18 protein-coding genes are annotated in these 21,961 nt (G+C 71.8%); 5 read left to right on the forward strand and 13 right to left on the reverse strand.

Translation table 11 applies throughout. From position 1 onward, the window contains the following. Nucleotides 1–257: 257 nt before the first annotated feature. A complete protein-coding gene (locus tag ACZ69M_RS03000) occupies nucleotides 258–2,309 on the forward strand; it encodes a bifunctional glycosyltransferase 87/phosphatase PAP2 family protein (RefSeq protein WP_470046141.1) in 2,052 nt (683 codons plus the stop codon). On the opposite strand, the gene ACZ69M_RS03005 is transcribed toward ACZ69M_RS03000, so the two are convergent. Next, nucleotides 2,263–3,891: a hypothetical protein gene (locus ACZ69M_RS03005; protein ID WP_470046142.1), complete on the reverse strand. Its 1,629-nt coding sequence runs from the start codon at nucleotides 3,889–3,891 to the stop codon at nucleotides 2,263–2,265. The genes ACZ69M_RS03000 and ACZ69M_RS03005 overlap by 47 nt on opposite strands. Nucleotides 3,892–4,097: 206 nt before the next feature. Next, complete coding sequence (locus tag ACZ69M_RS03010) at nucleotides 4,098–5,333, reverse strand: cytochrome P450 (RefSeq protein WP_470046143.1); 1,236 nt, start codon at nucleotides 5,331–5,333, stop codon at nucleotides 4,098–4,100. Nucleotides 5,334–5,625: 292 nt separating this feature from the next. Here ACZ69M_RS03010 and ACZ69M_RS03015 point away from each other — a divergent pair, with 292 nt between their 5' ends. After that, nucleotides 5,626–6,795, forward strand: a complete 1,170-nt coding sequence (locus tag ACZ69M_RS03015; RefSeq protein ID WP_060895837.1) for a steroid 3-ketoacyl-CoA thiolase — start codon at nucleotides 5,626–5,628, stop codon at nucleotides 6,793–6,795. Here ACZ69M_RS03015 and ACZ69M_RS03020 read toward each other — a convergent pair. Next, a complete protein-coding gene (locus ACZ69M_RS03020) occupies nucleotides 6,779–7,054 on the reverse strand; it encodes a DUF397 domain-containing protein (protein WP_470046144.1) in 276 nt (91 codons plus the stop codon). The genes ACZ69M_RS03015 and ACZ69M_RS03020 overlap by 17 nt on opposite strands. Next, on the reverse strand, nucleotides 7,014–7,862 hold the full coding sequence (locus tag ACZ69M_RS03025) for a helix-turn-helix domain-containing protein (protein WP_470046145.1): 849 nt from the start codon (nucleotides 7,860–7,862) through the stop codon (nucleotides 7,014–7,016). Before ACZ69M_RS03025 ends, ACZ69M_RS03020 begins: the two co-directional genes overlap by 41 nt. Nucleotides 7,863–7,955: 93 nt before the next feature. On the opposite strand from ACZ69M_RS03025, the gene ACZ69M_RS03030 reads away from it, so the two are divergent. Both ACZ69M_RS03030 and ACZ69M_RS03035 read left to right on the forward strand, forming a co-directional pair. Next, nucleotides 7,956–8,417 (forward strand): ATP-binding protein, encoded by a 462-nt coding sequence (locus tag ACZ69M_RS03030; RefSeq protein ID WP_470046146.1) that lies wholly within the window; start codon nucleotides 7,956–7,958, stop codon nucleotides 8,415–8,417. Nucleotides 8,418–8,547: 130 nt separating this feature from the next. After that, nucleotides 8,548–9,819 (forward strand): esterase/lipase family protein, encoded by a 1,272-nt coding sequence (locus ACZ69M_RS03035; protein WP_470046147.1) that lies wholly within the window; start codon nucleotides 8,548–8,550, stop codon nucleotides 9,817–9,819. Nucleotides 9,820–9,931: 112 nt separating this feature from the next. Here ACZ69M_RS03035 and ACZ69M_RS03040 read toward each other — a convergent pair whose 3' ends face one another. After that, nucleotides 9,932–10,651, reverse strand: a complete 720-nt coding sequence (locus tag ACZ69M_RS03040; RefSeq protein WP_470046148.1) for a YoaK family protein — start codon at nucleotides 10,649–10,651, stop codon at nucleotides 9,932–9,934. 412 nt (nucleotides 10,652–11,063) lie between these two features. Between ACZ69M_RS03040 and ACZ69M_RS03045 the strand changes: the two genes are divergently transcribed. Beyond that, a complete protein-coding gene (locus tag ACZ69M_RS03045) occupies nucleotides 11,064–12,662 on the forward strand; it encodes a PE-PGRS family protein (protein ID WP_470046149.1) in 1,599 nt (532 codons plus the stop codon). Between the two features lie 117 nt (nucleotides 12,663–12,779). Here ACZ69M_RS03045 and ACZ69M_RS03050 read toward each other — a convergent pair whose 3' ends face one another. From ACZ69M_RS03050 to ACZ69M_RS03085, 8 genes are all read right to left on the reverse strand, one after another. After that, nucleotides 12,780–13,196, reverse strand: a complete 417-nt coding sequence (locus tag ACZ69M_RS03050; RefSeq protein WP_470046150.1) for an aggregation-promoting factor C-terminal-like domain-containing protein — start codon at nucleotides 13,194–13,196, stop codon at nucleotides 12,780–12,782. 376 nt (nucleotides 13,197–13,572) lie between these two features. Beyond that, nucleotides 13,573–14,394: an ECF transporter S component gene (locus ACZ69M_RS03055; protein WP_470046151.1), complete on the reverse strand. Its 822-nt coding sequence runs from the start codon at nucleotides 14,392–14,394 to the stop codon at nucleotides 13,573–13,575. After that, the gene (locus ACZ69M_RS03060) at nucleotides 14,391–16,094 is read right to left on the reverse strand and encodes an ABC transporter ATP-binding protein (RefSeq protein WP_470046152.1); all 1,704 of its coding nucleotides are present in this window, start codon (nucleotides 16,092–16,094) and stop codon (nucleotides 14,391–14,393) included. The genes ACZ69M_RS03055 and ACZ69M_RS03060 overlap by 4 nt, the downstream gene beginning before the upstream one ends. Continuing rightward, nucleotides 16,091–17,206, reverse strand: coding sequence for a CbiQ family ECF transporter T component (locus tag ACZ69M_RS03065; RefSeq protein ID WP_470046153.1), 1,116 nt, complete (start codon nucleotides 17,204–17,206; stop codon nucleotides 16,091–16,093). The genes ACZ69M_RS03060 and ACZ69M_RS03065 overlap by 4 nt, the downstream gene beginning before the upstream one ends. Nucleotides 17,207–17,221: 15 nt before the next feature. After that, nucleotides 17,222–17,893 carry an SCO2322 family protein gene (locus ACZ69M_RS03070; RefSeq protein WP_470046154.1) on the reverse strand — a complete coding sequence of 224 codons (672 nt, stop codon included), beginning with the start codon at nucleotides 17,891–17,893 and terminating at the stop codon, nucleotides 17,222–17,224. Beyond that, nucleotides 17,890–19,131, reverse strand: a complete 1,242-nt coding sequence (locus tag ACZ69M_RS03075; RefSeq protein ID WP_470046155.1) for a prenyltransferase/squalene oxidase repeat-containing protein — start codon at nucleotides 19,129–19,131, stop codon at nucleotides 17,890–17,892. The genes ACZ69M_RS03070 and ACZ69M_RS03075 overlap by 4 nt, the downstream gene beginning before the upstream one ends. Nucleotides 19,132–19,533: 402 nt before the next feature. After that, nucleotides 19,534–20,718, reverse strand: a complete 1,185-nt coding sequence (locus tag ACZ69M_RS03080; protein ID WP_470046156.1) for a serine hydrolase domain-containing protein — start codon at nucleotides 20,716–20,718, stop codon at nucleotides 19,534–19,536. A 66-nt stretch (nucleotides 20,719–20,784) separates the two neighbouring features. Continuing rightward, complete coding sequence (locus tag ACZ69M_RS03085; protein WP_470046157.1) at nucleotides 20,785–21,813, reverse strand: PP2C family protein-serine/threonine phosphatase; 1,029 nt, start codon at nucleotides 21,811–21,813, stop codon at nucleotides 20,785–20,787. Nucleotides 21,814–21,961 lie beyond the last annotated feature (148 nt).

The raw sequence follows: 21,961 nt of genomic DNA on the forward strand, positions 1-21,961 counted from the left end.
CCTACGCAGGGGTGTCGGCCGGATCGCGCGCCGCTTTTCCGGGGCTCCTTTGTGAGCTAAGTCGCGAACGGAGGGGGGAACCGGAATCGGGCGCGGACTATCGTCATCCGGACAAAAGGCGGGAGGCCGTCAGGTGAAGAGGGGGTTGCCTGCGTCTCTCAATCGGGGCGTGCGAGCCTCGTAAGGTCCGGGCCGGGCCCGGACGTACGGGGCGCGCGGGACGAACGGGACAAACGGGGTGGGAGGGTCGGCGGGGCGTGGCGAACGTTGAGCACGGCGGGACAGCGGGCAATGCCTTCGGGGCGGGGGCGGCGGAATCGGCGAGAGCGAGACTGCGCGCGATCCGGATAGGGCTGTGGCTGATCGCCGCGGTCCTGGCGATACGGCAGCTCACCGTCGTGCTGAGCACCCCGAAAGGGGAACGGCTGACGGACCTGGAGACCTGGGTCGGACCCAACGGCGTCCTGCATGTGAAGGGATCGCTGTACGACTCGACGCAGTTCACCGGGACCCCCTTCGGAGGACTCGTCCTCAAACCCCTCACCCGCGCCGCCGAACAGGCGCTCGGCTGGGGCTGGACCTTCGGCAGTCTCTCGCTGGTCGTCGTGCTCGGCCTGGTCGTCGCACGCGCCCTGCCCCAGCCGGTGAGCCGGCGCACCGCCCTGCTCGCCGCGCCCGTCGCGATCAGCCTGCTGATGCTGTCGCTGCCGGTGCGCAACGCCCTCTACCTCGGCCAGACCAGCATCATCCCGGTGCTGCTCGTCCTGCTGGGCTGCTTCGCCGTCCGGGGCGAGCGCGCCAGTGGCCTGCTGATCGGCGTCGCCGCCGCCCTCCAGCCCACCATGCTGCTCTTCGCGCCGCTGCTCTGGTTCACCGGGCGCCGTCGCGCCGTCGAGTCCACCGCGATCACCTTCGCCGGCCTCGGCGCGCTCGCCTGGGCCGTGATGCCGCACGACTCCACCACCTACTGGGTGCACCACCTGGCGGGCGTCGGCCTCGGCGGGGACGCCGACGCCCTCTCCAACCAGTCGCTGCACGGCGCGCTGCTGCGGCTCGGCCTCAACGGCCCGCTGGAGATCACCCTGTTCCTGCTGCTGGGCGCCGCGGTCGCCGCCCTCGGCCTGCGCCGCGCCATCCGCTACGCACGGGACGGGCAGCTGCTGCTGGCCGTGGCGATCACCGGCTGCGTCGCCGTCGTCGTTTCGCCCACGTCCTGGCAGCATCAGCTGCTGTGGGTGCTGCTCGCGCTGGTCGGCAGGGTCGGCAAGAAGACCTCGGACCGCCCCATGTGGCCCGTCGCCGTCATCCTTGTCATGACGCTGCCCGCGAAGATGATGCTGCCGAACATGGCGGCGCTCTTCCCGCTGCGCGACAACCTGGTGCTGCTCGCCGCGCTCGCCGCCGCCACGATCGTGCCGTTCCTCTCCCGCACCTCGGAGTACTACCGGGCGCCGATCCCCACCGACTACGCCCGGTCCGTCCCCACGCGCTGGAGGCGGGTGCCGCTGCTCCCCTTCCTGGGCCGGGTGTTCACCCGCCCGAACCTGCTGCTCGAACTGCTCCTGATACGCGTCGGCTACTCCGCCTACCAGCAGGTCAGGCTCGCCGCGACGGGCGGCACCAACGCGGGCGGCCGGGCCACCGCCGAACACCACGGCGACCAGATCCTCTCCATCGAGCGGTTCCTGCACATCGACATCGAGCACTGGGTCAACCACGCCGTGTTCAAGGTCGAGTGGCTGCGGGCCTTCTTCGACTTCTATTACGAGTCGTTCCACTTCGTCGTCCCGCTCACCGTCCTCGGCGTGCTCTACGTCCGTCGCCCCGGCGACTACCGCTGGGCGCGCTCGGCGCTGGGCTTCGCCACCCTGATAGCGCTCCTCGGCTTCTGGCTCTTCCCGCTCGCCCCGCCGCGCCTGATGCCGGGCCTCGGCGTCATCGACACCGTGCACGGCGTGCAGGACTTCTCCAAGCCGGACTACGGCACGCTGACCGCGCTGACCAACCAGTACGCGGCGATGCCCTCGCTGCACTTCGGCTGGTCCCTGTGGTGCGGAGTCGTCATCGCGGTCCTGGCGCCCAAGTGGTGGATGAAGGCGCTCGGCCTGCTGCACCCGCTGTTCACGGTCTCCGCGATCGTGGCGACCGGCAACCACTGGGTGCTGGACGCGGTGGGCGGTGCGGCCGTCGTCGGCGCGGGCTTCGGCCTGACCCACCTCCTCCAGGGGCCGCGGCCGAGGCCGCTGATGAAGCCCGTGGAGGTCAGCACGAAGGATCCGGTCCCGGTGACGGGCCGTACCCCGAGCTGATCCGGTACTCACCCGGCTCGGTCACCGTCAGCCGTGTGAACTCGCCGTCCCGGGTCAGGCAGCCGCCCGGCGCGCGCAGCCACGGCGAGTACGCGATCCGCACGGTCACCGGGCCGGGCACCGGCACCCGTACGTACACCTCGGCGCTCGTCGTGCGCAGCACGGAACCGGGCGCCGACACCAGCGGCACGGCGTCGCGCACCCGCAGCACCTGCCAGTTGGCGTCGCTCCACACCGGTTCCAGCCACGCGGGCCGGCTCCTGACCAGCCGCGCCTCCGCCTCGGCGAACCCGTCCGGCTTCCCCGCCGGCAGCACGACGAACCCCACCGCCCAGCGGTCCAGCCAGGCCCGGTAGGTCGCCTCCGAGAACGTGCCGTCGTAGAAGAGCCGCCCCCGCTCCATGTCCAGCTGACGGTTCCAGCCGCGCGCCAGGTTCACATGCGGGGCGAGCGTGGAGGCCTCGCGGTGGTTGCGGGCCGGGACCACCTCGACACGGCCACGCCCGGCGCCGAGCCGCTCCAGCGTCCGTACGACGCCGTGCGTGTCGGCGGCCCAGGCGGGCACGGACGTGGACACCTCCAGGTCGTCCACGGTCTTCTGCCCGACCCAGGCGACGGAGAGCACGAGCGCCACCACCAGCGCGACGCGCCGCACCATGTGCAGCCCCACGGGCGCGGTGAGCAGCGCCGCGAGGAGCGCGGCGGGCGCGAACAGCTCCGCGAACCGCTCCACGTTCGTCCCCACCGGGGAGGCGATCAGATACGTCAGCACGGTCCCGACCGCGTACACGACCCCGCACCACCGGGCCACCCGCCAGCCGCGCGGGGCCAGCGTGGCGACGGTCAGCCCCAGCACCACGGGCGGCCAGATCCGGCCCGAGGGCATCAACTGCTCTCCGGTGAAGGGGAACAGCAGCGTGGTCGCCCCGACGACGACCACCGGCGGCACCAGCAGCACCCCGGCCCGCACCCGGTCCCGTACGGCGAGATGTCCGGCGCCCACCACCACCAGGAACAGTCCGGCCACCGGGCTCGCCATGGTCGCCAGGGCCGCGTACGCCGCCGCCGGCAGCGTCCGCCGCTCGCCCGTCAGCAGCACACAGGCGGCGAGACCGAGGGCGACGCCCAGCGCGAAGGTGGTGCGCCCCGAGGCGACGTTGCACCACAGCGCGAGCGAGGCCAGCAGCGCCGGGCCCACCGGCCGCCGTATCCCCGTGCGGGCGATCAGCACGGCGGCCAGCCAGGTGGCGGCGAGCCCGGAGACGACCGTCACCGGGCGCACACCCAGCGCCGCCATCAGATACGGCGAGATCAGGCTGTAGTTGGCGGTGTGCATCCCGCCGTACCAGAAGAGGTTGTACGCCGATCCGCCGTGCCGCGCCACGAACTCCGCCCACGCCACCTGGGCCGCGAGATCGCCGCCGCCGGTCGCGAGGAAGGCCCACCACACCGCGTACAGCGGCAGCACGGGGAGGGTGACGAGGAGGGGGAGACGGTGGCGGAGCCAGAACGCGTGATGCGGGCGTCTTCTGCGAACGGCCGGGTGATCGGGCCGGACGGGGAGCAGCTCGGCAGAGACCACGGTGCACCGGTTCCGTTCGAAGCGTCGGTTGTCTTCGGAGGTGGGGGGATGGCTGAGCCACCGTTGAAGACGCGAAACGGAACGGAGACGTTCATCGGAGATTCGTCTCGGGGGAGGCAGGGGCGGGGCGTAGGAGGGATGCCCCTGCCTCCCGCGGGACGGGCCGACGGACACCGGGAGTCCGTCGGCCCGAGCGTGCGGTGCGGTCAGCCGGCGTCGACCTGGAGTTCCTTGACGCCGTTGATCCAGGCGGAGCGCAGTCGGCGCGGGTCGCCGACCAGGCTGAGGTTCGGCATCGCGTCGGCGATCGCGTTGAAGATGAGGTCGATCTCGAGGACGGCCAGGGACTTGCCGAGGCAGTAGTGGGGGCCTCCGCCGCCGAAGCCGAGGTGGGGGTTGGGGTCGCGGGTGATGTCGAAGGTGTCCGGGTTCTCGAAGACCGCGGGGTCGTGGTTGGCGGAGGAGTAGAAGATGCCGACGCGGTCGCCCTTCTTGATCTGCTTGCCGCCGAGTTCGGTGTCCTGGGTGGCGGTGCGCTGGAAGGAGACGACCGGGGTCGCCCACCGCACGATCTCCTCGGCCGTGGTCGCCGGGCGGGTGCTCTTGTACAGCTCCCACTGCTCGGGGTGGGTGAGGAAGGCGTGCATGCCGTGGGTGATGGCGTTGCGGGTGGTCTCGTTGCCGGCGACCGACAGCATCAGCACGAAGAAGCCGAACTCGTCGGAACCGAGGTTGCCCTCGTCCTCGGCCGCCACCAGCGTGCTGACGATGTCCTTGGCCGGGCACTGCTTGCGCTCGGCGGCCATGTTCATGGCGTACGAGATGAGCTCGGCGGCCGACTCGGCGCCGACCTCCTCGGTGATGGCGTACTCCGGGTCGTCGTACGCGATCATCTTGTTGGACCACTCGAAGATCTTGATGCGGTCGTCCTGGGGGACGCCGATCAGCTCGGCTATCGCCTGGAGGGGCAGTTCGCAGGCGACCTCGGTGACGAAGTCGAAGGGTCCCGAGTGGGCGCGGGCGCCCTCGACGATCGCGAGGGCGCGGGTGCGGAGCCGTTCCTCCAGCGCCCGGATGGCCCTTGGCGTGAAACCGCGTTGCACGATCTGGCGGACGCGGGTGTGCTCGGGTGGGTCCATGTTGAGCAGGATCAGCCGCTGGGCGTCGATCGCGTCGCGCTGCATGTGCTCGTGGAAGCGGATGATCGCGGTGTTGAGGTAGGAGGAGTAGATCTCCGGGTGCGTGGAGACGTACTTGACGTCCGCGTGCCGGGTCACCGCCCAGTAGCCCTCGTCCTGGAAACCGGCCAGACCGGCCGGCTGGGGGATCCAGCGGACGGGTTCGGCCCGGCGCAGTTCGGCGAACTCCGGCAGGGGCACGCGGTGGTGCAGCAGATCGGGGTCGGTGAAGTCGAACCCGTCGGGCAGCGCGGGACAGGGCATCGGCGACCACCCACCATTCTGACGGTCCATCAGGAATCCGGAATTGCCGTGAAGGTAGTAACGGGTTCTACAAGTCGCAAGAGGTACGGCGCCCCGAATTCCGTGGGGAGTTCGTGCAGATCACGACTTCGGGCGCTGCACGACCCTTGCGGCGCGGGGGCTCCGATCCGCAGACTGCACACAGAACTGGTACGCGTTCTAGTTCTGCGCGGTGGGTGGGCCGGGACGCCCCGCGCTGCGCGGGTCAGCAGGGCCTGGCCGCCGGACAGGCCTGAGGAGAGGACGAGCCCCCATGGCCGCGGAACCCGTGATCGTCGAAGCCGTACGCACCCCCATCGGCAAGCGAGGTGGCGCGCTCGCCAACCTCCACCCCGCCTATCTCCTGGGCGAGACCTACCGTGAACTCCTCGGCCGCACCGGCATCCACGCCGACTGCGTCGAGCAGATCGTCGGCGGCACGGTGACGCACGCCGGCGAGCAGTCCATGAACCCCGCGCGCACGGCCTGGCTCGCCATGGGCCTGCCGTACGAGACGGCGGCGACGACCGTCGACTGCCAGTGCGGCTCCTCGCAGCAGGCCTCCCACATGGTGGCCAACATGGTCGCGGCGGGCGTCATCGACGTCGGCATCTCGTGCGGCGTCGAGGCGATGTCGAGGGTGCCGCTGGGCTCCGGCTCCAAGCACGGCCCCGGGAAGCCGTTCCCGGACGAGTGGAACGTGGATCTGCCCAATCAGTTCGAGGCCGCGGAGCGCATCGCGCGCCATCGTGGCCTGACGCGCGAGAACGTCGACTCGCTCGGCCTCGTCTCCCAGGAGCGCGCCGCGAACGCCTGGGCGGAGGAACGCTTCAAGCGCGAGACCTTCGCCGTCCAGGTGCCGACCACCGAGGACGAACAGCGGGCCGGACAGGGCATGTGGCGCCTCGTCGACCGCGACGAGGGACTCCGCGACACGTCCATGGAGGCGCTGGCCGGCCTCAAGCCGGTGATGCCCACGGCCGTCCACACGGCGGGCAACTCCTCGCAGATCTCGGACGGTGCGGCGGCGATCCTCTGGGCGTCCAAGCGGATGGCCCGGGCGCTGAAGCTGCGCCCGAGGGCACGGATCGTGGCCCAGGCGCTGGTGGGTTCGGACCCGCACTTCCACCTGGACGGTCCGATCGACGCGACGCGTGCGGTGCTGGGCAAGGCGGGGATGTCTTTGAAGGACATCGACCTCGTGGAGATCAACGAGGCGTTCGCTTCCGTGGTGTTGAGCTGGGCGCAGGTCTTCGAACAGGACCTGGAGAAGGTCAACGTGAACGGCGGTGCGATCGCGCTCGGGCACCCGGTCGGGGCGACGGGTGCCCGGCTGATCACGACCGCCCTGCACGAACTGGAGCGCCGGGACAAGGAGTTCGCGCTGATCACGATGTGCGCGGGTGGTGGACTGGCCACCGGCACGATCATCCAGCGGTTGTAGCCCAGGAGACGAAGGTGACGAAGGTGGCGGGGGCGATCGTGAGGATCGGTCCCGCCGGGTTCTTCGAGTCGCGTACGGCGATGGTGGTGGCCGGGGTTTCGGCGATCTCTACGCACTGACCGCCCTGGTCGCCGCTGTACGTGGACTTGCGCCAGACCAGGGGGCCGAGGGGCGCGCACTCCACGCACTCGCCGCCTTGATCGCTGCTGTAGCTGGACTTACGCCACTGGACCGCCGTCAGAATCGCGTTGTTCTCCATAGCGTTCCTCCATCACGCGCCGGATCAGCTCCGCCGAGTCCCTGAGGGAGAGCGCGGAAGCTCGGAGATGATCGTAACGGAGCGAACAGTCCTTGGCGGTGTCCGGGCTGGCGGTCGGATGCCCGCTTCCGTAGCTCTCGGTGTAGACGATGGTCGGGTCGCTCGCGAAGCGGTAGAGGTCGAACGAGCCTTGCAGTCCGGCGTGTTCTCCAGCCGAGAACGGCAGCACTTGGACGTTGATCCGGGAGTTGTCCTTGAACGACAACAAGTGGGCGAGTTGCTCTCGCATGGTCTTCGGGCCGCCGATCTCCTGGTGCAGCGCGGCTTCGCTGAGGACTGCCCAGAAGACCGGCGGTTCCCCCTTCTCGAAGATGCGCTGGCGGGCCAACCGTACGGCGGTGCGGTCGTCAAGGTCGTTCTGGTCCAGTGCGCCCAGCACGGCACGCGCGTATGCATCGGTCTGGAGGAGGCCGAGGATCATGTGTGTCTGGAAGGAACAGATCTCGACCGCCCGCGCCTCCAACTCCGCCACCTGTTGGAACCAGGCCGGTAGTTGACTACGCATCACCAGCCCGACCAGTCGGGACAGTAACCCGCCCGTCCCCAGCGCCGCGTCCACCCGATCGCTGAACTCCGGCGTCGGCAGCTTCCTCGCCGTCTCGATCTGGCCGACCAGGGAGCCGGTGTAGTTGACGATGTCGCCGAGCTGCCGCTGTGTCAGTCCGGCCGATTCACGATGGCGTCGCAACTCGAACCCGTAGTAGTCGAGCGGCGAGGCGCCCGGGTCGAGGATGTTGATATGGGTCACGTACGGCCCCTCTCGCGCGCAACTCGGTCCACTCCGGGACCCGTTGTATTCGTTCCGTAGCCGAGCGTAGTCGCGCGAGGTCAGTCTCGTAACGTGAACGAACACATTCCCCCCACCCTCCTGGGCCCCCGCCCCGCCCAGTACGCGATGCGGATCACGGTCGGCGCGCACTCGGCCCGGCACATCCGGCGGATCGTCAGGTCGCTGCTGGAGGAGTGGGACTTGGCCGAGCTGACCGACTGCGTGGAGCTGGCCGTGACCGAGCTGGTCGCCAACGTCGTACGTCATGTCCCGGACCGACGCTGCGCGTTGCTGGTGCTGCGGCAGACGGCAGGGGTGAGGGTGGAGGTCGCGGACGGCTCCCCGCAGCCACCCCGCGTGCCCTCCGAGTTGTCGCCGGAGGCGGAGGGTGGGCGCGGGCTCGTGCTGCTCGACGCGGTGGTCGACAAGTGGGGCGTGGGGCCGGGGCCGGGGGGCGGCAAGACGGTCTGGTTCGAGTGCGCGCCGGCTCGGCCGCCGGGCCAAACCCGTGCGGCTGGGAATCACTCATGGTGATGATGATCGCGCGAGGGAACCCGAACATCCGTTTTTGTCCGCTGATGATGAGCCTTACATCCAAGTCGCACAGCCCCGGGGCATATGCCCCGGGGTCTTCGTGCGGCCCGAAGGAAGGGGATCAATCGCAGTGAGCAAAGAGAAGGCGGCCCGCGAGCAGCAGTACGTTGGTTCGATCGGGCTGATGGCCCCGCTGGACCAGCCGAAGCCGCCACCGGCCCCGGCGCCGGACGAGACGTGGCACTTCGGACGGCACCTGAACGCCGACGAGGAGGGCCAGGAAGGCTACGTGCCGGTCTACGACGGCACCGCCTGGGTGTACTACGGCAAGGGCCACAGCGGTGTGCGGCGGCCGGTGCTGATGTCGGACGGCTTCAACATGGGGCCGAGCAGTCTGGACGAGCTCTACCACGGCTTCGAGCGGGGCGAGTACCCGCTGATGAGCCAGTTGCGCGAGCGCGAGCGGGACGCGGTCATCTTCGGCTACGGGGAGCGCTCCGCGTCGATCCTCGACAACTCCGGGTATGTGATCGAGGCGATCACGAGGCTGATCGACGAGCGCACGGGCGACGAGCCGCTGGTGGTCGGCGGGTTCAGCATGGGCGGTCTGGTCACGCGCTATGCCCTGGCGCGCATGGAGACCCAGAAGATGGACCACCAGACCGGGATGTACTTCTCCTACGACAGCCCCCACCGCGGCGCGTGGGTGCCGATCGGGCTGCAGGCGTTCGCGCACTACATCAAGCGCGGCAACCCGGCCAACAGCGCGCTGTCGGACCAGATCAACAGCCCGGCCTCCCGCGAGCTGATGTGGCGGCACATCGAGACGGTGGACGGCACTCCCGGGCAGGACAAGGCCCGCTCCGACTTCCTCGCCGCCCTGGAGCGCGTCGGCAACTGGCCGACGGGACCGCGGAAGATCGGCGTCGCCAACGGCACCGGAAACGGCCGGGGCACGGGGATCGCGCCCGGCGCGGAGGCGTTCCGCACCACCGGGATTCTGTTCCCCGGCACCATCATCTACACCCAGTCCGAGGGCGACGACGCCGTGGTCGCCGAACTGAAGGCGACCTTCGGGAAGAACGAGACGATCACCACCGACGGGTTCCCGGAGATCGACGGCGCTCCCGGCGGGACGCTGGCCTCCTTCGGTATCGCCGCCAACACCATCAACAAGCTGATCCCCGGCAGCGCCGTGGCCCCGGTCCCCGAGATCTGCTTCGTGCCCTCGGTCAGCGCGGTGGCCATCCGCAACCTGGACACCACCGCCCTGCTGAACACCGACATCGACGCCCTCGACCCCAGCGAGAGTGAACTCGACGCGTTCCTGTGCGCCTCCCGGAACGAGGGCCACACCAAGATCACCGAAGAGCTGTGCACCTGGCTCCTCGACCAGCTGTAGCCCGGCCCGCCCGCAGGCCCCGGCCTCCGTCACGGAGGCCGGGGCCTGCGCGCGCGTCGAGGGACTCCGCGTCCCTCTGGTCACGGACTGCCGCACGTCCGTGCGGACCCCGTCACTCCCGACCGGACGTGGTGACCGCCAGTAGCCCCGCCAGTACGGCCGAGAGCAGCAGAGGGATGCCCAGGCCGTGGTGGATCACCAGCCATGCGCCGAGTGCCGCGCCCGCCAGCATGGCGAGGACGGACGCCGTGCGGCGGGGAGAGCGGTGGCCCGAGCCGTCGCCGGCCCGGGACTCGGAAGCGAGGCCGGTCAGGGTCATCGTCAGGACGGTGGTCGTGAGGTCCGGCACACCGAGTTTGCGGACCGTCGCGTTGCGCAGGCCCATGGCGAAGGCCGTAAGGGCGATCACGGCGTAGGTGGTCGCGGTGGCGCCCGGCGCGGCGAAGGCGACCACCGCGGAGGCGCCCACGAACACCGTCTCCGCGGCGAGCGTGATCTGTGCCCAGGTCCGGCGTGAGCCGCCGCCGAACCGCTTCGCGACCCGGCCCCCCACCGCGGCGCCCACCAGGAAGAAGGCCAGCGAGGCCGAGGTGTGCGGGACGGAGAAGCCGGGGGCGCCGGCCGCGGCGAAGCCGAGTACCACCACGTTGCCGGTCATGTTCGCCGTGAAGACATGCCCGAGTCCGAGATAGCTCACCGCGTCGATCAGCCCGCTGACCACGGTCAGCGACAGCAGCACCACCACCAGACGCACCCCGCGCGCCTCGGGGTCGACGGGCGGCGGCCCGCTGTTCTCGGCGCCCTCCGCGCCCTCTGCGCTCTGTTCGCTCATGGGGGCTCCGGGGGGAGGCGGCGGGCACGGGTGCGTTCAAGTCCACCACGGACGCGGGGGGACTCCCGGACACCAGGGCGCCCCGCGTGTCCGTCCGGTGCGCCGTGCCCCGGGGCAACCGTGCCCGTGAGGTCCCGCGTGCTGCCCCTTGTGTCCTTCCGTCCGGGTACGCCCCGGAGTCACGATGACTCCTTATACCTCTGGGGACAACGGAAGCGGGCGCTCAGGCGTACGGCGGGAGCCCGGTGGATGAAGAGGTGGGTGGAGGCGTATGGACAGGCGGCAGTACGGCGAGGGCGGACGCTCAAGGGCGGGATCACCGGCACGTACCGCGCCCCTGCCACGCCCAGCCTCCCCGGGCCCTCACCAGGCCCGGACCGGTGCGGAAGCCACGCCCAGGACGCCCGCCGAGATGGCGGTGATCCAGCGCGCGGCCGGCAACCGGGCGGCGTCCGAGACCCTGCAGAGGGTGGCGGAGTCGAGCACGAGCGCGCCGTCCGCCGCCGAGGAGTCCGGCCGGGAGGACCAGGGCGCGGCCGTGATCACGCGGCTGAGCCGGTCGATCGAGGGCCATGTCGTCGTGGCGAAGATGAAGGTGAACCCCCTGGCGCCGGGCACGTGGTGGCCGGAGCACTGGATGCCGGACGGGCCCGCGCGCCTGAAGCGCACCCTGGAGCGGCGGGTGATCAGCGGTGAGCTGTTCGGTGCCCAGGACCTGGAGGACATCAGGACGCTCTCCCAGCTGAACCCCCAGTGGCTCGCGAAGGTGGGTATCGGCACCTTCAAGGAGTCCGAGGACTACATCAAGGGCGACCACAAGGACTGGCTGCGGAACCTTCCGGGCAAACGCATCCTCGCCGCCACCCTGGCCTTCCAGCAGAACGCGCCGGGCGCGCGCGCGGCGGGCGCGCCCACCCCGATCGCCCCGGACTACACCCTCGGCCGTTTCATGACCACCAAGGCTCCCGGAGTCCCGGACGAGGAGAAGCAGCCCCTGCGGGCCGAGCGGGACGAGCAGATCCGGCAGACCGCCGTCGACACCCTGCACCCGGCCGGACTCCCGCCCGAACGCCGCCACCCCGACGCGGACAAGCCCGAGACGGTGAAGCACGCGGCGAAGGACGCGAAGGCCCGTGACGTCTTCACCTCCGTCCTGCTCCTGCTCCAGCACGGGCTGAAGACCTACGACCCGGGGGAGGGCGTGGCCGCGCATGTCGACTACCGCGAGGGTGATGTCGTGCGGGCGCTCGCCCACGGCGGCCGCGTCAACATCCGCATCCCCGCCCTGCGCGCGGGCGAGTCGCCCCAGTCGCTGACGGACTTCCTGGGCGTCACGGACCAGGGCCGACGCGCGGGGTTCGTCGACAAGCGTGATTTCGCCACGCACCGCACCGCCATCGAGAAGAACAAGAAGGGGGGCGAGCCGGGCAAGTTCCAGGAGAAGGGCGGCATCGGCGCGTCCGTCGCGAACTATCTGACGCCGGCCGTGCCCCATGTCGGGCCCGAGCGTCCGCAGCTCATGGGCATGGACATCTCCGGCGGCGGGTTCGGCTCGCGGGACTGGAACGGCGACGTGGTCCTGCCGAACGGCTCGTACGGCCACATGCTGCTGATTCTCACCCCGCCCACCGCCGTCAAGGACGGCTCCCTGCTGGTCGGCATCGAGACGATCAAACCCCATGCCGAGAGCCCGGTCGGCTATGTGCACAACGCCCGGTCCACCGAGGCCACGGCCAACCCCGAGTCGGTCCTGCACGGTCACAAGGGGGACAAGGTCGGCAGCGGCGGGCTGAAGCACAACGAGCGCCTGGTGGAGCTGCGGGAGCTGGGGAAGGCCCAGGGAAGCGGGGACTGGCGCGCGTTCCTGGACCAGGTCAAGCGGGAGTGGCTCGACGAGCTGGAGAAGAACAAGGACGACGTCGCCGAGCAGCGGAAGATGTACGAGCGGCTCGTCGGTCGGCGGCAGCACTTCTACGAACAGGCCGAGCAGACCGACGAGCAGACCGAGTAGCCCGAGCAGGCCGACGGTGTCGATGGGCATGGCGAAGGCGGCGGCCCCGGGGATCGGGGGGCCGCCGCCTTCGCGTCTGCGGGTGCCGTGGGGCGCCGGTGGTCACCGGTGGGCCGCTCAGTACCAGTTGTGGGCCTGCCAGAAGCTCCAGGCGGCGGCCGGGCTGCCGTAGCGGGAGTTCATGTAGTCCAGACCCCACTTGATCTGGGTGGCCGGGTTCGACTTCCAGTCGGCACCGGCGGCCGACATCTTCGAGCCGGGCAGGGCCTGGACCAGGCCGTAGGCGCCGGAGGAGGAGTTCGTGGCGCTGGGGTTCCAGCCGCTCTCGTGCTCGACGATCTTGCTGAAGGCGGTGAACTGCGCGGCGTCCGGGATCATCTGGTGCGCGATCGCCTGGGCGGAGGAGGCCTGGCCGGTGGCGGCCTGAGCGGGGCTCGCGGCGAGGACCATGCCGGTGGCGGCGGCAGCCACGGCGGCGGTGGTGAGGACCTTCTTCGGGGAAGCGGCGATGTTGCGGATGAAGGAGACGGACACGCGGAGAACCTCTCTTAGGAAACAGGGCGGTCGCGGTGCGCCGTGACCACACGACGTGTGGTGGGGGCGTACGTCGGCGCCGCGACCCGGGTGGGTTCGTGGCGCCTTGCGACTGCTTCAGAGAAACAGGCTCAGGGGGATGTCCGCAATGACCCCTTTTACTAGTGGTGGTCGCATCCGAGGGAAACGTCCGTCATGTGACCTGGGTCTCAAACCCCAGGTCAGAGGGGTTGACGACGCGCGCATGTCAGGGCTTCGGGGCTACTAGCCCGCTTCGTATGTGACGTGGGTCCTATGGGGTGCTTCACCCCGCGGGTGACAGAAGGTGTACGGGTGACCACGGGACGCGTCCGGGTGGTGTGACCTGGGCCGCACGTCACCGGGGTTCGAAGGTGACCGGGGTCTCAAAGGCGGCCCGCCGCGTCGCCCGGCGCAGCGCCTTGAGGAGGGTCGCGCCGAGCGCGAGGGTCAGGGCGACGGTGACGACGGCCCGGCCGAGGTCCCAGCCGAGGGAGGTGGCCAGGCAGTAGGCGAGGAAACGGGCCAGGTTGGCGGTCACGTCGGCGTGCGGGTCGAAGGCGACGTTCGAGGCCAGCGCGCCCATGAAGGGCCAGCCGGCCAGGTTCATGACCGTGCCGTACGCGAACGCGGCGCAGAACCCGTACACCGCGAGCAGGGCGAGTTCCCCGCGCCCGCGCAGCCGGTCGGGGCCCGGCAGCAGCCCGGCGCCCATCGTGAACCAGCCCATCGCGAGCATCTGGAACGGCAGCCACGGACCCACCCCGCCCGTGAGCAGCGCGGAGGAGAACATGGTCACGGACCCGAGCACGAACCCGAACCCCGGTCCGAGCACCCGGCCGCTCAGCACCATCAGGAAGAACATCGGCTCGATCCCGGCCGTCCCGGCGCCGATCGGCCGCAGCGCGGCGCCGGTCGCGGCCAGCACCCCGAGCATGGCCACCGCCTTCGGGCCGAGCCCGGACTCGGAGATCGTCGCCGTGACGACGGCGACGAGCAGCACCAGCAGCCCCGCGAACAGCCAGGGCGCGTCCTGCGCGTGCGCGGCGACCTGCGAGGTGGGATCGGCGAAGAGCGGCCAGCCGAACCCGGCGACCCCGACGGCGCTCACGAGGCAGAGCGCGGCGAGGGAGCGGGGCCCGAGGCGGACGGCTCCGGTCCGGACCTCCGGTGTCGTCATGCGAGGGCCTCCCTGACCTGGGTGACCGTGAGCCACGGCTGCGGCGCGAGCACCTTCGTGACCTGGGGGGCGAAGGACGGGGAGGCGACGACCACCTCGGCCGTGGGGCCGTCGGCGACGATCTCGCCGTCCGCGAGGACGACGACACGGTGCGCGAGCTCGGCGGCGAGTTCCACGTCGTGGGTGGCCAGGACGATCGCGTGGCCCTCGGCGGCCAGGCCGCGCAGGACCGTGACCAGACGGGCCTTCGCCGCGTAGTCCAGGCCGCGGGTCGGTTCGTCGAGGAGCAGGAGCGGGGGGCGGGCCGTCAGGACGACGGCCAGCGCGAGCGCCAGCCGCTGCCCCTCCGACAGGTCACGGGGGTGGGTGTCGTCCCCGATGCCCGGCAGCAGCTCGGACACCAGGGCCCGGCAGGTACCGGGCTCGCCCCCCGCGTCCTCGTCGGCCGCCGCGCACTCGGCGGCGACCGTGTCGGCGTAGAGCAGGTCGCGCGGTTCCTGCGGTACGAGACCCACCCGGCGTACGAGGTCCCGTGGTGCCGTCCGGTGCGGGACCGCGCCCCCGACCAGGACCGAACCGGCCGCCGGTGCGACCAGCCCGACCAGCGTGCCGAGCAGGGTGGACTTCCCGGCCCCGTTGCGGCCCATCAGCGCGATGATCTCGCCGGGGGCGGTGGTGAGGTCGACGCGCCGGAGCGCCTCGACGCGGCCGTGGCGGACGGCGAGGGCCTCGATCGAGGCCGGGGCCGTCGCCTGGGGAACCGTCGCCCGCGGGGCCCTCGGCTGCGGGGCCCTCGGCCGCGGGGCTGTCGGCTGCGGGGCCCTCGGCCGCGGGGCTGTCGGCTGCGGGGCTGTCGGCTGCGGGGTCCTCGGCTCGGGGACGAGTTCCGTGAGCCGCTCCCGCAGGGACCCCGCCCTGCGCCGTGCGTCGCGCACCGTGAGGGGGAGCGGGGACCAGTCGGCCAGCCGGCCCAGGTCCACCACCGGCGGGTACACCGGGGAGACGGCCATGATCTCGGACGGGGTGCCGAGCACCGGCGCGGCGCCCGGGGACGGGAGCAGGGCGACCTGGTCGGCGTACTGGATGACCCGTTCGAGGCGGTGTTCGGCCATGAGGACGGTCGTGCCGAGGTCGTGGACGAGGCGCTGCAGGACGGCGAGGACCTCCTCGGCGGCGGCCGGGTCCAGGGCCGAGGTGGGCTCGTCGAGGACCAGGACGCGTGGGTGGGGGGTCAGGACCGAGCCGATGGCGACGCGCTGCTGCTGACCGCCGGAGAGCGTGGCGATCGGGCGGTCGCGGAGGTCCGCCAGGCCCAGCAGGTCCAGCGTCTCCTCGACGCGGCGGCGCATCACGGCCGGCGCGAGGCCCAACGACTCCATGCCGTAGGCGAGTTCGTCCTCGACCAGGTCCGTCACGAAGTGGGACAGCGGGTCCTGGCCCACCGTGCCGACCACGTCCGCGAGCTCGCGCGGCTTGTGGGTGCGGGTGTCCCGTCCGGCGACCGTGACCCGGCCGCGCAGGGTGCCGCCCGTGAAGTGCGGCACGAGACCGGAGACCGCGCCGAGCACGGTCGACTTGCCGACGCCGGAGGGCCCCACCAGCAGGACGAGTTCACCCTCCGGGACCTCGAAGTCCACGCCCTGGACGGTGGGTCCGACAGCTGCGTCGTACGTCACGGAGACGTCCTCGAAGCGGATCATGAAGGGTCCTTGGGGGTGGAGGATTCCCGCGCGTGGGGTGTCGGGGCCACGAAGGCGGGGAGCAGGCCGAGCAGGATCGCCGCCGCGGGCCAGAGGGGCAGGGCGGGGGCGGTCAGCGGGAGGACGCCGGGGCTCAGGGCCGAGGCGTCGTACGCGGCGGAGGCGATCAGTCCGGCGGCGACCGCGACTCCGGAGCCCGTCACCAGCCAGGCCCGTACGCCCCACACGTCCGGGCGGTAGCGCGTGCGGACCGAGCGGCGCCCGCCCAGCCACAGCCCGCCGAGCGCCGCGGCCACTCCGGCGAGCAGCACGGGCAGGCCGTAGGTGCCGCCCTCGGCGGTCAGCACTCCGTACGTCCCCGCGCAGACGCCGAGCAGACCGCCCAGCGTCAGAACGGTGGTCGTACGGCGGACGGCGGGCGGTACCTCGGCGGTGCGGCCGTAGCCGCGGGCGTCCATCGCCGCCGCGAGGGCGACCGAACGCTCCAACGCGCCCTCCAGGACCGGGAGTCCGACATGCAGCAGGCCACGCAGCCCACGGTCGGGGCGGCCGCGCAGACGGCGGGCGGCGCGCAGCCGTTGGACGTCCGCGATCAGGTTCGGCGCGAAGGTGAGCGCGACGACCACCGCGACGCCCGCCTCGTACAGGGCGCCCGGGAGCGACTTCAGCAGCCGTGCCGGGTTCGCGAGGGCGTTCGCCGCGCCGACGCAGATGAGGAGCGTGGCCAGTTTCAGGCCGTCGTACAGCGCGAAGAGCAGGCCCTCGGCGGTGACCCGGCCGCCGACACGGATGCCCTGGGCCCAGTGGGGGAGGGGGAGTTCGGGGAGGGTGACGAGGACGTGGGTGCCGGGGATGGGGGAGCCGAGGAAGACGGCGAACGCCAGCCGGATGCCGAGGACGGCGACGCCGAGTTTGACGAACGCGGTGTAGGAGCGGGCCCAGGGGGCGTCGGTCCGGCGGGCGCCCACCACATAGCCGGCCACGGCTATGAGGAGGGCGAGCAGGAGGGGGTTGGTGGTGCGGGAGGCGGCGGTTCCCAGGCCCAGGGCCCAGATCCACCAGGCACCTGGGGGGAGGGCGTTGGAACGGTGTGCCTTCGGCGCGCGTGTCATCGTCGGTCGCCGTACTCAGGGCCGGCGGCGGCGGGTCTGCCAGACCGCCGCCCCGCCGAGCGCGGCGACCGCGACGACTCCCGCGAGCAGGCCGAGCGACGGGCCGTGCCGGTCCGGCTCGGACTTGGCGTTGTCCTTGGCGTCGGCGTTGGCCTTCTTGGTGGCGGAAGGCGTGGTGCGTGACGTCGTGACCTGGTCGCCGCAGCCCTTGCCCGGGTAGCCCGCGATGGCGCACAGGAGGGCGTTGGTGTCGTACCGGAGGGGCTTGGCGACCGTCGCGAGCGCCTCGGCCGTGGTCGCGTCGGCGGGGACGCGGGCGCAGACCGTCCGCGGTGCGGGCGGCGTCTCGCCGCCCGGGGCGTCCGCGGTCGTGCCGGAGTCGATGACGAGCGCCACCCGCTTGTGGCCCGCCTGGGCGGGCGTCTTCGCGCAGATGGACGCGAAGTCGGCGTGGCCGCGCGGCTCGGAGGCGTCCTGCGAGTCCGCGCTCACCGCGAAACGGAAGCCCTGTACGTCGCCGTCGGACGGTCGCGTGGTCGACGGGCCCTGCGTCGCGTACGTCCACTTCCCGCCGGTCAGGTCCCAGAACGACCAGTAGCGGTAGCCGACGGCCTGGGCCTGTCCCGCGCCGCCGAGTACGAGCAGGAGCAGGGACAGGACCAGTGCGCACGTCCGACGGCGGTTCACGGCTGCTGCTTCTTGTTGCGGGCGCTGATCAGGAAGCCGATGCCGATGCCGCCGACGAGACCGACGCCGATGATCCACCAGACGCTGACGCCGCCGTCGTCCTTCTTCTTCGCGGATTCCGCGGCGGACGCGGACGCGGAGGCCGTGGACCCGGCCGGGACGGACGCGGGCGCGGGGCCGGTGGCGTTGAGCTGCTTGACGAGGTCCTGGCCGCCGAAGTCGCGCGGGTCGAACGTCGCCGCGTCGGCGGCGAGGACGAGCTGCGCGTACGCGGCGGGTCCGGCCTGCGCGGCCCACTGCGCGGAGTGGGTCTCCAGCCAGCGCATCGTGTCGGCCGCCTTGTCGCCGTGCCCGGAGGTCGCGAGCGCGACGACCGCGTCCGCCGTGTTGCCGTAGTCGGGCTGGTTCTTGGCGCCGGGCATCACCGACGTGAGGTGCTGGTCCTTGGCGAGCGCCTCGACGAGGTACACGGCACCGTTCTGGGCCGCCTTCTCGGGGCTGTCGGCGGTCCCGCAGGAGAGGGGGCCGGCCACGGGCTTCAGGGGCTCACCGGCGAGGCCCTTGCCCAGGGCTCCGGCCACGGCCGCCGCCGTCGCGTCCGCGTTGGCCGCGAGCTTGCCCTTCTTGTCCGGCTGGTAGGCGAACGCGCCCCCGTCGGCCCCGCCGCACGGGATCGACAGCTTCACGAGGGCGTCGTACGGCGACTTGCCGTCCTTGGAGACGTCCGTCGGCCTGGTGCCCACCGCCGCCAGCGCCCCGATCACCACGGACGTGGAGTTCGCGTCGCTCGCGCCGCCCGCCGTGTAGCCCCAGCCGCCGTCCTTGTTCTGCACGGACTTCAGCCAGGCGACGGCCTTGCCCGTCTCGCCACCGTGGCCGCCGAGCGCGGCGAGGGCCTGCACGGCCGCCGAGGTGCTGTTGGTGTCCACCATCGTCTTGGCGTCGCACTTCGCCGACGCGTCGGCGCGGTACGCCGCGAACGCCCCGTTCGCGCACTGCTGCCCGGCCAGCCAGTCGACGGCCTTCGCCGCGGGCTTCACACCGACGGTGTGCTGGGCGAGCAGCGCGAGGGACTGCCGCCAGACACCGTCGTAGGTGGGGTCGGAGGTGCCGTAGAGGCCGGAGGGTATCGCCGGGGCGGGCGAAGGCGAGGCGCCCTCGGCCACGGCGGCCGGGGCCAGGGCCGTACCGATCACTACGGTGGCGGCCAGTACCGCGGCGCTGCGGCGAACAATCATGACTCTCCCTGCGGAAGCCGGGCAGCACCGGGCGCAGGCTTGGCCCCGAGCGGCTCCGGCCCCGTATCCCTCGACGGTGCCGGCCACCGACGGGCTGCCGGTGGCACGAGCCGGTCACGTCCCGGACGAGGCGATCCGGCTCGCCACGCTCTGTGGGTGGCTCACGCATGGGGCCTCCCCTGCTCGAGCGCAGTCGAGAGCTTGGGGAAGGGGCAGCGCCGGAATTGCACCGGCTTCTCCGCGTACGGGTGTGATGACGACCTGCTTACTGTACCGGCCCGTAGGAAACGCCTGAGGAGTGGCCGTGAGCGCCCCCTCGCGGGCCTGTGCTGCGCTCTCGATCATGAGCGCACGTGAGGTCCGACTCCTCGGCGATGCGCAGGAGTTGATCCGGGCGTTGCTTCACTGAGCGGTGCGGCGCCAGAAGTCACGCATCAGCGGGGTCGGCGTCGGGTTCTGCATGGCCACCTGGGTGAGGAGCAGGGTGACGGTGCCGGTGGCGGGGACGAGGTGGCCGGTGGTGCCGGTGCCGCCGGTCCAGCCGTAGCGGCCCGGGACGTTCCAGGGGTCGGTGGGCGCGATGTCGACCTGGGCGCCGTAGCCCCAGCCCTGGCCCTCCATGAAGAGGGCGCCGATCTCGCGCTGCGGCCGGGTGAGGTGGTTGGTGGTCATCTGCCCTACCGAGGCGCGGGAGAGGAGCCGGCGGCCCTCGGCCGTGGTGCCGCCCGCGAGGAGCAGCCGGGCGAAGGCCAGCCAGTCGTCGGCGGTCGAGACGAGTCCACCGCCGCCGGACGGGAACGGCGGCACACCACTCCACTGACCGTCGGGCGCGTCCGCCGGCTCCAGACCATGGCCGTCGGGCGCGATGCGGTAGGAGCTGGTGAAGCGGTCGCGCTTGGCGGCCGGTACCTCGAACGCCGTGTCCGTCATGCCGAGCGGCTCGAAGATCCGCTCGGCCAGGAACTCCGGCAGTGAACGGCCCGTGACCCGGGAGACCAGCACGCCCTGGAGGTCGGAGCAGGTGCCGTACAGCCAGGCCTCGCCCGGCTGGTACAGCAACGGGATCCGGGACAGGTCCGCCAGCCACGCGTCCGGCGCCGGGAAGCCCTGCGGTTCGCGGCCGTCCTTCTGGACCTCGAACAGCGCCTGGACCTGCGGCAGCGTGAAGTCGGACGGGAAGCCCCAGCCCGCCCGGGAGGAAAGCAGGTCGGCGACGGTGAGGGGACGGGCGGCCGGGACCACGTCGTCGACCGGACTCGACGGGGTCCGTACGACCATCGGCTTCGCCAGCTCCGGGAGCCAGGTGTCGACGGGGTCGTCCGACGCGATCTCGCCGTCGTCGATCAGCATCATCACGGCCGCCGCGGTGATCGGCTTGCCGATCGAGGCGATACGGAAGATCGAGTCCCTGACCATCGGGGCGCTGCCCTCGACGTCGACGGTGCCGACGGCCCGGACCTCGACCGCGTCGCCGCGGGCCACCAGGCCCACGGCTCCCGGCACCTTGCCCTCGTCGACGTACGCCTTCAGGAGGTCGTGCAGGCCGCTCGCCGGCATCGGGTCCGGGTGCGGCATCGGGTTCGGCATCGGTTCGCCTTTCTGAGGGGTGCTGCTTCGGTGTCTACGACTCCCGTCGCGTCGCGGATTCATCGGTCACGGCACCGGTGCCGGAACCGTTGCCTCCATGGGCTGGCACAGGACCAGGGCGAGATCGTCGGCGAGAGCGGTACCGGTGTGGGCGAGCAGGCGGGCGTGCAGGGCCCGCAGGGCCTCGTCGGGCAGCGCCTCGCGCAGGGCGAGGGCCGCCTCGCCGAGGAGGGGGAAGGGGGCGCCCTGCGCGTCACGGGCCTCGGTGAGGCCGTCGGTGTAGAGGAGCAGCCGGTCGCCGGGCTGGAGCCGTACGCGGTACTGGCGCGGGTCGGGACCGAGGCCCAACGGCGGGGTGGGGACGAGGGGTTCGAGGAGTTCGATGCGGTGGCCGGAGCGCAGCGGGGGCGGATGGCCGCAGTTGACGAGCCGCACCTCGCCGGGCGCGAACTCGGCGAGCACCGCGGTGACGAAGTCCTCGGGGCCCAGTCCGGGCGCGAGAAGGGCGTCGAGTTCGGCGGTGAGGGTCGTCAGGTCGGGTGCGGCGTGGGCGAGTTCACGGAAGGCCGTGATGGTGTCGGCGGCCAGCCGGAGCGCCTCGACACCGTGGCCGCGTACGTCGCCGACGAGGACCCGCAGGCCGTACGGCGTCACCGCGACGTCGTACAGGTCGCCGCCGACGGCCGATTCGTGCGAGACGCTGTGGTACCGGGTACAGACCCGGGTGCCGTCGAAGGTACGGGAGATGGGCCGCAGGACCGCCGTCTGGGTGACCCGGGCCACCTCGCGGGCCCGCGCCAGCCGGTCGTGGAGGCGGTCGTGCTGCCGGGCCGCGTACACGGTGAGCGCGCAGCCGACGAGAAGTCCGCCCCAGCGGATGCCGAAGCCGGCGCTCGGCACCGCGTCGTCGCCGATCCCCATGGCCAGGCCCAGGACCGCCGACCAGCAGCACACCAGCACGGTGTGCCGGACGCCGAGCCGGGCGCAGGCCAGCAGCGGGCCGATGAGCAGCAGGGTGATGAGCGGCGGTACCCGGTCGAAGAACAGATCCGGGACGGCGATCAGCAGACAGGTGACGAGCGGCGCGAGCAGCATCCGGTGTTCGGGCCGCTCCGGCCGATCCCACTGTTCTTGGTGTCCTTGGTCGTGTTGGCGTTCTCGTCGATCTCGCTGCCCCTGCTCCCTCGTGCCCATCATCCGACGATCTCCGAACAGAGACCGCCGCATGCTCACCAACAGGGAG

Source organism: Streptomyces sp. NPDC107454, assembly GCF_055582885.1.

Bases quoted from the DNA above. Each gene is read 5' to 3' on its own strand.
- ACZ69M_RS03010 (WP_470046143.1), bottom strand. From the start codon at position 5,333: ATGCCCTGTCCCGCGCTGCCCGACGGGTTCGACTTCACCGACCCCGAT.
- ACZ69M_RS03060 (WP_470046152.1), bottom strand. From the start codon at position 16,094: ATGATCCGCTTCGAGGACGTCTCCGTGACGTACGACGCAGCTGTCGGA.
- ACZ69M_RS03080 (WP_470046156.1), bottom strand. From the start codon at position 20,718: ATGCCGAACCCGATGCCGCACCCGGACCCGATGCCGGCGAGCGGCCTG.
- ACZ69M_RS03020 (WP_470046144.1), bottom strand. From the start codon at position 7,054: ATGGAGAACAACGCGATTCTGACGGCGGTCCAGTGGCGTAAGTCCAGC.
- ACZ69M_RS03045 (WP_470046149.1), top strand. From the start codon at position 11,064: ATGGCGGTGATCCAGCGCGCGGCCGGCAACCGGGCGGCGTCCGAGACC.
- ACZ69M_RS03065 (WP_470046153.1), bottom strand. From the start codon at position 17,206: ATGACACGCGCGCCGAAGGCACACCGTTCCAACGCCCTCCCCCCAGGT.
- ACZ69M_RS03055 (WP_470046151.1), bottom strand. From the start codon at position 14,394: ATGACGACACCGGAGGTCCGGACCGGAGCCGTCCGCCTCGGGCCCCGC.
- ACZ69M_RS03085 (WP_470046157.1), bottom strand. From the start codon at position 21,813: ATGCTGCTCGCGCCGCTCGTCACCTGTCTGCTGATCGCCGTCCCGGAT.
- ACZ69M_RS03075 (WP_470046155.1), bottom strand. From the start codon at position 19,131: ATGATTGTTCGCCGCAGCGCCGCGGTACTGGCCGCCACCGTAGTGATC.
- ACZ69M_RS03015 (WP_060895837.1), top strand. From the start codon at position 5,626: ATGGCCGCGGAACCCGTGATCGTCGAAGCCGTACGCACCCCCATCGGC.
- ACZ69M_RS03040 (WP_470046148.1), bottom strand. From the start codon at position 10,651: ATGAGCGAACAGAGCGCAGAGGGCGCGGAGGGCGCCGAGAACAGCGGG.